Genomic DNA, 14,098 nt, shown 5'->3' on the forward strand with positions numbered 1-14,098 from the left:
TCTCTATTCCTTTTTCATGATAGCATTCTCATAGATCGCCACTAATTGCTGTACGGCGCTCGTCGGTGAAATCTCGCCACTCGCAATGGCTCCTTCAATGGAGGGAAGTAGCTCGGCTACTTGCTGGTTGCCGAAAAAGGTCGCACGCAAGTAGTCCTGAGCCATACTGTACATCCAATCGAGTAGCTGCGCTTTACGTCTTGCCTCGAAGCCGCCTGATCGGATGGTGGTTTCACGAAATTGACCAATGACCTCCCAAATATCTTCAATGCCTTCCCCTGTCAGAGAAGAACACATGTACGCCTTCGTCTCCCATCCAGTGGTTGCCGGCTGCAAGTAATGCAGAACACGATTATATTCACCTTTGGCGATCAAGGCACGCGTGCGGTTTTCCCCATCGGCTTTGTTGATCAGAAGCGCATCCGCAATTTCCATGATGCCTTTTTTGATTCCTTGCAGTTCATCGCCCGCCCCTGTCAGCATCAGCAGTAAAAAGAAATCCACCATAGACCTGACTGTCGTCTCACTCTGTCCGACCCCGACCGTTTCGACCAAAATCACATCATAGCCTGCAGCCTCGCAGATCAGCATCGTTTCCCGCGTCTTCCGGTTGACTCCGCCCAGCGTGCCGCCTGTGGCAGACGGTCGGATGAATGCCTGTGGATTGCGTGACAAGAGCTCCATCCGCGTCTTGTCGCCGAGAATGCTCCCGCGCGTAACCGTACTGCTCGGATCAACGGCCAAAACAGCGACACGATGACCTTTTTCGCAAAGCATACTGCCAAATGCTTCAATGAACGTGCTCTTACCCGCTCCGGGCACACCAGATATCCCTATGCGTATGGATTGACCTGTATGAGGAAGCAGTTGTTTGATCACCTCTTGAGCCATATCCATATGAGCGGGAGCGTTGCTCTCGACCAGCGTGATTGCCTGCGCCAAAACCGTTCGGTTGTTTTCTCGTACGCCTTTGACGTATTGATCCACTGATAAGCGCGGTAGACGTGCCTTGGAGGAAACGTTCAAAAAGTTCTTGTCAGCCTTGCCCCCGGTCATTGTCCAGCAGCCTCCAGGCGGTACACGATCTCTTGCAGAACGTGCTGGGCTGCTACCGGAATGACTGTTCCTGGCCCAAAGATAGCTGCCGCACCATGCTCTCGCAAAAAGCCGTAATCCTGCGCCGGTATTACACCGCCTATGACGACGACAATATCCTCGCGTCCCAGCTTCTTGAGCTCTTCCACCAGTTGTGGCAGTAATGTTTTATGTCCTGCTGCAAGCGAACTGAAGCCGATGACGTGCACGTCATTTTCTATCGCCTGCTTCGCTGTTTCCTCAGGTGTTTGGAACAACGGACCGATATCGACGTCAAAGCCTAAATCGGCAAAAGCGGTAGCAATCACTTTCGCACCCCTGTCATGCCCGTCTTGACCCATTTTCGCGATCATAATACGGGGACGTCTGCCTTCCCACTGCTCGAATTCATCTGCCATCTTGCGCACAGCCGCTACCTCATCGGCATCAGCGTATTCGGAGCTGTAGACGCCGCTAATGGAGCGAATGACCGCCTTGTGTCTACCCACGACCTTTTCATACGCATCCGATATTTCTCCCAAAGAAGCTCTTGCTCGCGCCGCTTCAATGGCCAGCTCCAACAGATTGCCTTCGCCCGTTTTCGCGCATTCCGTAATGGCCTGTAGAGTTGCTTGCACTCTCGCCTCATCCCGGATATTGCGCAGCTCCTGCAAACGTCTGATTTGCGCTTCCCGGACGGCTGTGTTGTCGACTTCAAGAATTTCCAGCGGATCTTCCTTGTCCAGACGGTATTTGTTCACGCCAATAATGGCTTCCTTTGCTGAATCGATATGTGCCTGACGGCGTGCCGCCGCTTCCTCGATCTTCATTTTCGGCAATCCCGTCTCAATTGCTTTTGCCATACCGCCAAGTGCTTCGATTTCTTCGATGTGCGCCCACGCTTTTTCCACGAGCTGGGCTGTCAAGGACTCAACGTAGTAGGAGCCTGCCCACGGATCAACGACCTTGGTTATCTCTGTTTCGTCCTGCAAAAACAACTGCGTATTTCGCGCGATCCGGGCTGAAAAATCGGTCGGCAACGCAATCGCTTCATCCAGAGCGTTCGTATGCAGAGATTGGGTATGCCCCAGAGCCGCGGCCATGGCTTCGATGCACGTCCGCACCACGTTGTTATACGGGTCTTGCTCCGTCAAACTCCATCCGGACGTTTGCGAGTGTGTCCGCAGTGCCATCGACTTTTCGTTTTTCGGATGGAACTGCTTGATCAGATTGGCCCAAATCAAGCGGCCTGCTCGCATTTTCGCCACTTCCATGAAGTAGTTCATGCCAATCGCCCAGAAAAAGGACAGTCGCGGCGCAAACGCATCGATGTCGATGCCTGCTGCAAGGCCAGTACGAACATATTCCAAGCCATCTGCCAATGTGTAGGCCAATTCAATATCCGCGGTGGCACCCGCTTCCTGCAGATGGTAGCCTGAAATACTGATACTGTTGAATTTGGGCATGTGCTTGGAGGTGTAGGCAAAAATATCGGAAATGATCTTCATCGACGCTTCTGGCGGATAAATGTAAGTATTCCGGACCATGTATTCCTTCAAAATGTCATTTTGGATCGTTCCGGTGAGCTCCGCCTGCGATACCCCTTGCTCTTCTGCTGCCACGATATAGAACGCCATAATAGGCAAAACGGCCCCGTTCATCGTCATGGAGACGGACATTTTATCGAGGGGGATGCCGTCGAACAAAATTTTCATATCGAGAATGGAATCTACTGCCACGCCTGCTTTCCCGACATCACCAACTACTCGTGGATGATCGGAGTCATAGCCGCGATGTGTCGCGAGGTCGAAGGCAATCGACAACCCTTTTTGTCCCGCAGCCAAATTCCGTCGGTAAAAAGCGTTACTCTCTTCCGCCGTAGAAAATCCGGCATATTGCCGAACTGTCCATGGCTGTGTCACGTACATCGTCGGATACGGTCCGCGTGTATACGGGGGCAAGCCAGGCATGTAGCCGAGATGATCCATTCCCTGCACATCTTCCATTGTGTAAAGAGGTTTTACAGGGATCTGCTCCAGCGTCTGCCACATTTGCTCCATCCCTTGTGGGTTTGTACCCAGTTGGGGAAACAAATCAGACACATCTCTTTTAGACTGATAAGCCATTTGTGAAAAATCAGGTCGCTTCATTATTTGCCCACTCCTATCCGCTCCTGAAGTTCTCGCAGTATCTCGTAGCAATTGGAACGCATGTGGATGCAATCATCTACACCGGCCGCCTTATAAGTAGCCAACTTCTCCGCGTCAGGCAAGCCAGCCAACAGAACCGTCATCTGAGGTACATGTTGCTTGATCGCTTGAGCCAGAGGTGGAACCTGCTCCGGATAACTCGCATCGTCCGAACAAATGACCGTAATCATCGCACCCGATGCCACCGCCGCTTCTGCCGCCTCTACAGGGGTAGAGAATGCTTGCATGCGCCATACGTCAAAGCCACCAACCGCAAAAAACTCTGATGCGAAATCTGCCCGTGCCTTATGCTTTGCCACTGGACCCATCGTCGCAAGAAACACGGTTGGTCTTTTGCCTGTTGTTTTCAAGAAATCATCTGCCTGCATCCGCAAGGCTTCAAAGCGCTCGGATGCCCGGTGAATACGGAGTGGCTGGATGATTGTCTGTACCGAATCTTCACGTCTCACGGCTTTGGCGATATCGCCCACAGTCGCTCCATGAAGTACCGCTTTTACTGCACGTTCCACGAGCTCATCGGTATGTTTGGACAACTCATCAAGCGCTGTGGAGAGTAGAGTCATGTTCTGTTTCATCCGAATGGAACGTGCTTCCGCTGCTCGCTCTTCGTGAATGCTCGGAAGACTCTCGGCCTTCAGTGGCTGCTCAGCCGTATTCGCATACATGTTGGTTCCAACCAAACGCTTTTTACGCGTATCGATGCTCTCTGCTTTTTGATCCGCGATCTGGGCAATCAAGCCTTGTGGGAAACCTGCTTCTAATGCACTCAGCATGCCACCGTGCGCTTCTACCTGTTGGAACAGCTCCCATGCTTTTTTCGCTAATGCATCTGTGAGCCATTCTACGTACCAAGAACCTCCCGCAGGGTCGATCACTTTTGCCAAATGCGCTTCTTCTTGCAAAATAATTTGCGTATTTCTGGCGATTCTTCTTGAAAACTCAGTGGCAGGACGGATCGCTTCGTCAAATGCAGAAACATGCAGACTGTCTGCTCCGCCAATGACGGCTGAGAACGCTTCTGTCGTGGAACGCAGCATATTGACATACGGATCGTAAATCGTCTTCGTCCAGGCCGAAGTTCTGGCGTGAATCGTCATCTTTTGGGCCTCCGTTGATCCGCCGTAGGCCGCCACGATGTTTGACCAGAGCATTCTTGCTGCACGCAACTTCGCGATTTCCATGAAGACGTCTGAACCGATCGAATACGTGAATTGCATCCGTGTTGCGATATCCTCTATAGAAAGCCCCCGCTCAAGCATCGCTTGCAAATAGTCGACCCCTGTAGCCAGAGAAAAAGCAAGTTCGGTTACTGCATTTCCGCCGCCGTCCTGATACGGATTGCTTTGAACCAGGATCGTTTTCAGCGCAGGCGCATGATCTTTTGCCCATTTCGTCATGCTTGCCATGGTGTGATAAGCTGTCTGCAAGGAACAAGGGAGCTTGCCCTCTGTGAGCAGAACCGCTACAGGGTCTTGCCCGATGCATCCGCGAAGTTCGGAGACTTGTTGGCCTGTCACTTCAACATGTGCCAAAATGAGTGAAAGTACGGGCAAGCCAAGTGCTCCCGTGTTCACGAAAAGAGGGACCTCAGAAAGCTTCACCCCTTGAAATGCCTGCTCTACATCCTCTCGGCAAAAAACAGATACCCCTTTGTGACCAATCGTATCTAGCAATGCTTCGTCAGGATCAAATCCAGCCAATGTCGCTTTGTCCACCATCAAATGCAGCATCGTTTGCCCGCGCCCTAAGTCCTCTACGGCTGCCTGATTGAAAGCCTTGGCACTCGTTGCGATAATTTCCTGACAGACCTGCCATTTGTGTTCCTTCTGCTCGTTAGGCTGTTGATTCCCTCTATGAAAAGGCGCTTCTCCTGGTAGCGCTTCCAGATGCGGCAATGTTTTGACATCTTCGTACCGATAGATTGGCTGGCGGACAATCCCCTCGTACGAATTCGTCAGTAGCTTGGCATCAAAGGATGCGCCCTTTAGCGATTTTTCTGCCGCTTCCCGCCATTGCTCGTACGTAGGAACGGAGAATTCCTTGAACCATGTATGTTTGCTCACTCTTCCAGTCCTCCCCTTAAAAGCTGCTCCATTACGCCTGCTTCACCAGGAATAACGGCTGTCCATGCTCGACCAACTGACCGTTTTCCACCAAGACTTGGACAATCTCTCCTTTTACTTCTGCTTCAATCTCGTTAAACAGCTTCATGGCTTCGACAATACAGACAATGGTAGTTGGCTCTACCCGATCATTGACGGATACATATGGTGCTGCGTCAACTGCGGGTGCTGCATAGAAGGTTCCTACCATGGGTGAAGTGATTTTGTACAAGTTTTCCGTCACTTCCGCCGATTTCTGAGGCGCTTCTACAGGGACTTTTTCGACCGGACGCTCAATCGTTTCTTTTTTAGGCAAAGAGACAATGGGTGCCACCGTCGCAATTGGTGCGCTTTTGGTTGGTACGGGGGTCTGATGTACGGTTGTGATTTGATTCCCATTTCTTCGTTTGATACGCAAAGAAGAATCTTCATCAATTACCTCAAAAGATTCTATGTCCGTCTGCTCCAATAGCTTCACAAGTTCTCGTAATTCGTAAATGGTAAGCACGACTATTCCTCCCCTATTTCTGATACTGACTGTCACAACCTCACGAACCGACTAGTTGGTCTGTAACGATTGTGCAAGACCGACCAGTTGGTCTTTTTGATATTATAACAAATGTCAGAATACTAGTACAGACCAACTAGTTGGTCTGATCAAGGTGTTTTATAAGGGACCATCAAGCGACTATGCCCCTGTCTCCTATCGAAAAGCTTGAGTGTAGCCGCATGATCCTTGTTAGCACCCCTACAATGGCTTGAAGGGATTTTCTTGTGATTGCAGGAAAAAACGTTGAAATGCCGGGTTTTCCATCGATTCTGATTTCAAAACAGAATGAAGAACCATATCTGCGTAAATATCCGCGATTTGCTCGATCGAGTACGTCCCTGACTTTTGATACCATTTGTAAATCCAGTTCACCATGCCAAAGATAGCCATAGACACAATCGGCACAGGCAGCTCCGGGCGGAACTCACCCGATTCGATCCCGTCCGAAATGACGGTGAACATGATTTTTTTATAGCGATCCCGTTTCGTTTCAATATCCGTGTAGTACTCGGGAGCTAAAAACAAGCTTTCCTGATAAAAGATCGTAACCTGCGAGCGGTACAGATCAATCATCATGACGAAGGATTTTACGATGGCTTGGAGTCGCTCCGTCGGGGTATCCCACTTCTCGTAAGCTTCCTCTGCTTTCTCCAACACATACGTAATAAATTGATCATGAATGATGTAGAGGAGTTCATCCTTGGATTTGAAGTTGTGATAAAATCCTCCCTTTGACGTTCCGCTTTCTTTCACAATTTGATCCACAGTCACTTTGTGGTAGCCATTTGCTTCAAACAAGCGCATGGATGTTTCTATAATACGTTCTCTGATTGATTTTTCGACCATTATCTTCACCCGTGAACATTATAGCATAACTGCATAGCAAAAACGCCGATTCTCTTCGGTGAGAGATCGGCGTTTCTTCCTTAATTCGTTGGTGTGGAAACAGGCACGGCACCTGAATATTCTTCGAGCGTAATCCCTTTTTCCCCGATTTCTTGCGCGATCTCGACACCTACATAACGCAAATGCCACGGCTCATAAATATAGCCCGTAATCGCGTCTTTTCCCTCTGGGTAGCGAATGATAAATCCAAATTTCTCGACGTTTTCATCCAGCCACTTCGCTTCTTTGGTTCCGGCAAAGCAGCTCGTTGCTGCACATTTTCCATCCTTACCGGAGACGTCTATTGCGAGTCCCGTCTCATGCTCACTCGTTCCAGGAACGGCACTGTAAGTCCGTGCCTTCTCCACGCCGTCTTTTTTTACATAGCGATTAAACAGCGCTTTCTGGTAGGCGTGGGAGCGATAGGCAGATACACCTGCCAACTGGACTCCGTCAGCCTGGGCTGCCGCAAATAACTGCTCAAGCGCACCCGCAGCTTCTTTGCGCATTTTGCGTTTCTCGCTCTTTTCCGGGAGCAAGTAAGGTACGTTTGGAAACACTAAATCATTTGGCTGATAGTTCTCTGGAAGCTTGCGTTGTTTGTTCACCAGTACAGCAACACTCTCAGGCTCACCCACGACCTCGATGTCCGGGAACGACAGCTCAGGTGGCTGACCCGCGGTTGGCTTTTCTGCCGGCTTCGTTTCCGTTGGTTTCGCTTTCTGGGGTTGCTCCGGTTGTTCTTTCTTTGGTGTTTCAGCCGGTGGAGGCGTGGTCTCCTCCTTTGGCTTCTCTTCTTCCTTTTTTGGAGGAGTTGGCGTCTCCACGGATGATGGTGTCTGTGGTTCTTGTGGAGCCGCTGTACTGTTACATCCAGACAACACGAATGTCATTGCCGTTACGAGTACGAGCGGATGCAAAAGTCGGTGTCGAAAGCTTCTCATTGTAACGTTCCTTTCATTTTGGAGCTGATCCAATTATGTAGGTAATAAAAGTACGTACCTATTATGACATAATTGACCGGCGTTTCGTTACATGTTTATTGAGAAATCACGACCTGATCGATATTTAAGTAACCCGCTGGACTGATGGAGAAGCCCTGAATATGGTTGCTAATCACAGCCAAATTCTCCAGATTGCGAATCGGAACGACTAAAGCATCTTGCAGTTCCACATCCTGTGCTTTCGCGTAAATGGCGAGTCTTTTGGCAGGATCTGTTTCCATACGACCAGCCTCGATCAGACGATCCAGTTCGGGATTGCTGTATTGAAAACTGTTGCCAGCGCCGCCTCCCGATGTATGAAATAAATTGTACTGATTGTAGTCGGCATCCCCGGTTGCATTTGCCCAGCCACTGACAAAAATCTCATGATCCTTCGTTTTCTCAATGGTTCGGACAAACTCATCGTAGCTGACGACTTTTAGCTCCGCGTTGATGCCGATCCCTTTTAATTGCGACCGTATCACTTGGGCAACCAAGATTCGATCCCGTCTGTTGTAGGTAATCATGTGAATAGGAAAACCATCTGGATAGCCCGCCTCTGCGAGCAACTGACGCGCTTGGTTGATGTCGTACGGGTAGCTTTTCACAGTCGGACTGTAGCCGAACACATGCGGTCCCATCGGTGAGTTCGCCTTTGTTCCCACATTGTTATACACCCCTTTAATGATCGCTCCCGTCTCGATCGCCATACTGATGGCTTTCCTCACACTAATATCATTCAGTGGTGGACGTGATACATTAAACCCGATAAACTCTGTCCCGAGCGCATCGCTGCGGTACACACGCATCTGGTTGGACGCTTGAATCCGATCCAGCTCCATGACAGGGATGGACTCTGCAATATGGGCTTCTCCATTTTCGACCATCGCAATGCGAGCTGCATCATCGGGAACAACTTTGAAGACGACTTGATCAAGCGTAGCAGCCTCGCCCCAATAAGACTGGTTTTTGCTCAACGTAATTTGACTGCCAGGCTCCCATGATTGGAACTGATAAGGGCCAGTACCAACCGGGTGATGCGATAATTCCCGTCCATATTGATCGATCGCAGTAGGACTGATGATGCTCCCCTCGTGACTCGCCAAAATAGAAAGCAAAGGAGCAAAAGGCTTGTGAAGGATGAATTGCACTCTGTACGGATCGATGACCCTTACCTGTTTTATTTTATCGAACATAGCTGCCCGAGGAGAAGCCACGGCTGGATCTAATACGCGATCAAATGTTTTCTTGACCGCCTGTGCATGAAAGGGAGTTCCATCATGAAAAACAACACCTTGTCGAAGCGTAAACTCCCAAGTGAGATCATTGATTTGTTTCCATGCCGTTGCCAGTTGTGGCTGAATGTTCATGTTCCGATCACGTTTGACGAGCCCTTCATACACTTTTCCTTGTACGACACTCGCCTCATTAATCGTCAAAATAAAATGGGGATCGAGATTCGCGGCATCCGACATACGTGCAATGATTAACGTTCCACCCTCGGCAACATTTTGGGGTGTCGGTACGACTTGATTATTGTGAGGCGGCTCCTGACCGGAACAGCCTGCTATGGCGATGATTGCTGCGAGTAACAGTCCAATTCGTCTGTGTAAGGATTTCTGCGTGTACATTGGACCCTCCCTGCATGCTCTTATGTTTACCTAGTTGTATGTTTAGCAAAAAGACCGCCCTTCTCCCAGTTTCCCAAAAGAGTAGCGGTCCACACTCTATTTTTTTTCAAATAATTGCTTATACTCCCCGAAGCCTTCTTCCTCCAAACGATCCTTCGGAATGAAGCGCAATGCGGCTGAATTAATGCAGTAACGCAATCCATTTTCTCCAGGACCGTCCTCGAAAACGTGACCAAGATGAGAATCCGCCTCTTTGCTGCGAACCTCTGTACGAATCATATTATGTGTCAAATCCACATGCTCGGTTACGTTTTCCTCTTGCAATGGCTTGGTAAAGGATGGCCATCCGCAGCCGGAATCGAACTTGTCCAAGGAACTGAACAAAGGCTCGTTGGAGACAATGTCTACGTAGATGCCCTCTTCCTTGTGATCCCAGAATTCGTTCGTAAATGGGCGTTCTGTCCCGTTATTTTGCGTCACCTCATACTGGAGCGGGGTCAAGATTTTTTTCAATTCTTCCAGCTTCGTACGGTCGCGCCATGCTTCCTTAGTGAATTTCGCTCTGCCTGATGCCGCGCGGTAGTATTGGTAGCGGACCGGATTTTTCTTATAGTAGTCCTGATGGTATTCCTCCGCCGGATAGAACGGCTTGGCTGGCAAAATCAGCGTTGCAATGGGCTTTTGGAAACGACCGCTCGCATCCAGCTCTTGTTTGGATTTTAGCGCAAGCCTTTCTTGCTCTTCATTATGATAGAAGATCGCAGGCGCATACGATTGACCTCGATCACCGAATTGACCACCAGCGTCCGTCGGGTCGATCTGTCTCCAAAACATTTGCAGCAATTCCTCGTAGGAGATGAGCGACGGATCAAATGTGATTTGGATGGCTTCATAGTGTCCCGTCGTATCAGAGCATACCTGTTCATAGGTAGGGTTTTCGACATGACCGCCTGTATAGCCGGAGACGACTTGTTGAATGCCTGGCATCTTGTCAAACGGACTGACCATGCACCAGAAGCATCCGCCTGCAAAGGTTGCGATTTCGAATGGATGTGTATCGCTATTCACGCATTTCGCCTCCTGTAAATGTATGTACACTATCATTTACGATTGTACATGGTTTGCAAAAGCAAAGCCACTCTGGAAGTGCTGCAAGAGGGCTCCAAATAGGAAAGGAGACCTTTTTACACGAAAGGCCCCCTTTTCACTATCGGATTGCATGATCCTTCACTCGTCTGTTGCTACTCTGACAGCGCTTTGGCAAATCCAGAGAGCATGACAACCATATGGGCAATTCCTTCCTCGAAGTCTTTCAAACGGATGGATTCGTTCGGCGCATGGACTTTGCAGCCTACCCAGCCTACCCCTGTACTGACAACCGGAAGCTTGAGCTGTTCCCCGAAAATATACATCGGACCCGTGCCTGCCGCGTTTGGAGAAAGCACTGGCTCCTGATCGTAAATGACGCGAGCCGTATCCAGCACGTGAGCAACAAATGGATGATGGAAATCGGAGCGATACGCTTTTTGTCCGTTGATCATGGTGACAGTAATATCCGTAAAACCATGCTTCTCCAAATGATGCTCGATGCAATTCATGATGTGCTGTGGATCTTGTCCTGGGACAAGACGGCAATCCAGCTTGGCCTTCGCACTTTTCGGCAGCACCGTCTTCGCGCCTTCTCCCGTATAGCCGCTATCCAGACCGCAAATGGTCATGGTCGGGTGAAAAACCATGGCTTCTCGTGGGTCCACATGGTTTGCCGCGGTAATCAATGGGCGTTTCAAACCGTATAGCGCTGCTGTCGCCTCTTCACTGAACGGCAATTCGGAAACAACTTTCTTTTCATCCGCTGTCGGTTCCTCGATCCCATCGAAGAAGCCTTCGACCAAAATCTCGTTTTGCTGATTTTTCATCGTCGCCAATGCCTGTACGAGGCGCCACGCTGCATTGTCTACATACGCTCCGACAGAGGAGTGCATGTCGATATCTGCCCCAACGCAGGTCAGCTCTAGATACGCCATTCCTTTGATCCCGGCAACCATACTGATTCGCTCATTTTCGTCCTTTCCACCGAATTCCCAAATGCAGGCATCCGCCTGGAAAAGCTCCTTGTACGCTCGAAGATATGGCTCCAGATTCGGGCTGCCGATCTCTTCTTCTCCTTCGATCAGGAACTTGATGTTGCAAGGCAAACCGCCCGCTTGCTGCTGCAAAATCTGAATCGCCGTCAGTCGCGCAACGAGATCACCTTTATTGTCGGCAGCACCACGGGCATACAGCTTTCCATCAATGATCGTAGGGTCAAACGGCTCCGTGTTCCACTCATGAAACGGCTCAGGTGGTTGAACATCGTAGTGATCGTAAAACAGGATCGTTTTGCTGGCGTCTCCCGCACTGCCTGCTGCAAAAAACGCATACACGACTGGATTGCCGCCGAGATTGTCGAGTACCTTTGTCTCTCCACCAACGTCATGAATCATCTTGACCACGTACTCAACCGTCTCTGGGATGGCCTTATGCTGTGCGGATACGGTTGGAAAACGCAAATATTGCATCAGCTTCTCGATTGCATGCGGCAAATTTTCTTGCACGATACCTATCACTTGTTCTTTGTTCACGATCGGGCACCTCCTATTGGCACTTACTGCTTATTCGACTGTCTCTTTTTGGTCTAAATAGCTGTCAAACCAATCTGTCGTATATTGCAGCCTCAACACGCGTTGCTCAGGATCACCACTGCGGGAAAGCTCATGACTGGCACCGGGGAAACGGACAAAGGACACTGGGGCCTTGCCTTGATGCTTCAATGTTACATAAAGCTGCTCCGCCTGTTCGATTGGGCAACGGTAGTCATGTTCTCCATGCATGATCAGCAGAGGCGTCTCGATGTTCTCTACCAAGCGAATCGGTGAATGCTGCCACATTTTTTCCGGATTCGTGAATGGATTTGCCTGAATCTCTTCGGCAGTGAAGAAGTAACCGATATCACTGACACCGTAAAAGCTTACCCAGTTGCAAATACTCCGATCAGTTACACCCGCTTTGAATCGATTGGTTTTACCGACGATCCAGTTCGTCATGAAGCCACCGTAGCTGCCGCCTGCTACACCCAAGCGATCCTCATCGACAAAATCGAAATGATCGCATGCAAATTGTACAGCCGTCATCAAATCGCGGTAATCGTTCCCTCCATAGTCACCGCAGCACGCCTGAACAAAACGCTCTCCGTAGCCAAAGCTCCCTCTCGGATTCGTATAGAGTACGGCGTAGCCTTTTGCAGCGAGCAGCTGGAACTCGTGGAAAAACGTATTTCCGTACATCGAGTGAGGTCCGCCATGAATTTGCAGAACCATCGGATATTTTTTTCCTTCTTCAAAACCGACAGGCTTGAGCATCCAACCGTGCAGCTTCCAGCCATCCTTCGCGACAAACTCCATTTCTTCTGGAGCAGGGAGCTCAATACCCGCAAATAGCTCTTCGTTCAGCGCTGTTAGACGTTTTTCTTCTCCGTCCTTCAGACTTACTTGATACAAGTCTCCCGGCGTAAACGGATCACTGATGGCAGCAACCACCAATTGTTCGTTTTCATGCAGCGAAAAGCCGTATATATTCCGGTTGCCTGCTACAACATTCGTGACCTGTCCGTCCAGCGTTACGTGATAAATGCCGGAATTTCCTCGCTCACTTGCGATGAAATACATACCTCTTCCGTCTGCTGTCCATACAGCGCCTGGATTCGGGTGACCTGGCGAGCGCATGTCCCCGATGGTAGAATCGCCAACCTGTACGTCCCAATCTGCTGTGATGCAAGTATAGTCGCCCTTTTCAAAATCATATACCCAGATGCGCTTCTGCGCTGCGTACAAATGCGTGTCCAATTCACTTCCGATATACGCTAGCTTCTTACCGTCGTGTGACCAGGTTGGATAGGCAAAAATCCCCTTGCTGTTAGTCAGCTTTTTCCATTCTCCCCCTTCCGAAGGGATGAGAAAAACGTCAACACTATGCTGAAAATCAGGGTCTTCTGCTCGGTTCGCCGTAATGGCGAGCCACTTTCCGTCCGGCGACCAGGAGCCAATCGTATGATTGTACGGGCCGTCGCTGAGAGGAGTAACCTCGCCTGTTTCTACATGAACAACGGCCAACTGCTTGTTTTTCTCGTAAATGAACCCGAGATCATCGGATTTGTACTTCATTCTTCCGACATGAATGGCTTTGGCATTTTCTTTCTCCTCAGTTCCCTCGAGGTCTGCGAAGGTTTCACCCTCATCCAGGATCGACGAGAAGACAATGTATGTGCCGTCAGGTGACCAAATCGGATTGCTGACACCGTTTTTGCAACGCGTGAGTTGCCTTGCTTCTCCTCCGTTTGCATCGATCAGCCAAATCTGTGGTTTTCCAGATCGATTCGAAACAAAGCTAATCTTTGAACCATCTGGCGACCAGCGCGGAAAGGTGTCGCGGGAGCCAGACGTCAATGGCCGTGGATCATCTGCATCCAATTTGCGTAAATACAAGTGATTTTGGTAAGCATGCGACTCATCGATTTGATTTTCCACATAAGCAAGCGTTTTTCCGTCTGGTGATAGCTGCGGATCGCTCGCGTACCGCATTTGATACAAATCTTCAGCCGTTATGCCTCTTTTTGCTTGCGTCATGC

10 protein-coding genes are annotated in these 14,098 nt (G+C 49.8%); all 10 read right to left on the bottom strand.

All coding sequences use genetic code 11. The features are described 5' to 3' along the window. Nucleotides 1–3 precede the first annotated feature (3 nt). Complete coding sequence (meaB, locus tag ASG16_RS23965; RefSeq protein WP_056493286.1) at nt 4–1,056, bottom strand: methylmalonyl Co-A mutase-associated GTPase MeaB; 1,053 nt, start codon at nt 1,054–1,056, stop codon at nt 4–6. Further along, nucleotides 1,053–3,224, bottom strand: coding sequence for a methylmalonyl-CoA mutase (gene scpA / locus ASG16_RS23970; RefSeq protein WP_056493283.1), 2,172 nt, complete (start codon nt 3,222–3,224; stop codon nt 1,053–1,055). The genes meaB and scpA overlap by 4 nt, the downstream gene beginning before the upstream one ends. Then, entirely contained in the window at nt 3,224–5,347 is a 2,124-nt protein-coding gene (locus ASG16_RS23975) for a methylmalonyl-CoA mutase family protein (RefSeq protein ID WP_056493280.1), read from the bottom strand. Before ASG16_RS23975 ends, scpA begins: the two co-directional genes overlap by 1 nt. Nucleotides 5,348–5,378: 31 nt before the next feature. Further along, entirely contained in the window at nt 5,379–5,894 is a 516-nt protein-coding gene (gene accB, locus ASG16_RS23980) for an acetyl-CoA carboxylase biotin carboxyl carrier protein (RefSeq protein ID WP_056493277.1), read from the bottom strand. Between the two features lie 240 nt (nt 5,895–6,134). Beyond that, nucleotides 6,135–6,782, bottom strand: coding sequence for a TetR/AcrR family transcriptional regulator (locus tag ASG16_RS23985; RefSeq protein ID WP_007726477.1), 648 nt, complete (start codon nt 6,780–6,782; stop codon nt 6,135–6,137). An 80-nt stretch (nt 6,783–6,862) separates the two neighbouring features. Next, on the bottom strand, nt 6,863–7,765 hold the full coding sequence (locus ASG16_RS23990; protein ID WP_056493274.1) for a M15 family metallopeptidase: 903 nt from the start codon (nt 7,763–7,765) through the stop codon (nt 6,863–6,865). A gap of 95 nt (nt 7,766–7,860) precedes the next feature. Beyond that, the gene (locus tag ASG16_RS23995; protein ID WP_056493271.1) at nt 7,861–9,435 is read right to left on the bottom strand and encodes a glutathione ABC transporter substrate-binding protein; all 1,575 of its coding nucleotides are present in this window, start codon (nt 9,433–9,435) and stop codon (nt 7,861–7,863) included. 96 nt (nt 9,436–9,531) lie between these two features. Continuing rightward, nucleotides 9,532–10,503, bottom strand: a complete 972-nt coding sequence (gene msrA, locus ASG16_RS24000; protein WP_056493268.1) for a peptide-methionine (S)-S-oxide reductase MsrA — start codon at nt 10,501–10,503, stop codon at nt 9,532–9,534. A gap of 173 nt (nt 10,504–10,676) precedes the next feature. Next, nucleotides 10,677–12,056, bottom strand: a complete 1,380-nt coding sequence (locus ASG16_RS24005) for a M20/M25/M40 family metallo-hydrolase (protein ID WP_056493266.1) — start codon at nt 12,054–12,056, stop codon at nt 10,677–10,679. A gap of 30 nt (nt 12,057–12,086) precedes the next feature. Continuing rightward, nucleotides 12,087–14,096, bottom strand: coding sequence for a S9 family peptidase (locus tag ASG16_RS24010; RefSeq protein ID WP_056493263.1), 2,010 nt, complete (start codon nt 14,094–14,096; stop codon nt 12,087–12,089). Nucleotides 14,097–14,098 lie beyond the last annotated feature (2 nt).

This window comes from Brevibacillus sp. Leaf182 (assembly GCF_001423865.2).
In the GTDB taxonomy this organism is placed as follows: Bacteria; Bacillota; Bacilli; order Brevibacillales; family Brevibacillaceae; genus Brevibacillus; species Brevibacillus brevis_C.

Bases quoted from the DNA above. Each gene is read 5' to 3' on its own strand.
- ASG16_RS23985 (WP_007726477.1), bottom strand. From the start codon at position 6,782: ATGGTCGAAAAATCAATCAGAGAACGTATTATAGAAACATCCATGCGC.
- ASG16_RS24010 (WP_056493263.1), bottom strand. From the start codon at position 14,096: ATGACGCAAGCAAAAAGAGGCATAACGGCTGAAGATTTGTATCAAATG.
- scpA (WP_056493283.1), bottom strand. From the start codon at position 3,224: ATGAAGCGACCTGATTTTTCACAAATGGCTTATCAGTCTAAAAGAGAT.
- meaB (WP_056493286.1), bottom strand. From the start codon at position 1,056: ATGACCGGGGGCAAGGCTGACAAGAACTTTTTGAACGTTTCCTCCAAG.
- ASG16_RS23990 (WP_056493274.1), bottom strand. From the start codon at position 7,765: ATGAGAAGCTTTCGACACCGACTTTTGCATCCGCTCGTACTCGTAACG.
- ASG16_RS23995 (WP_056493271.1), bottom strand. From the start codon at position 9,435: ATGTACACGCAGAAATCCTTACACAGACGAATTGGACTGTTACTCGCA.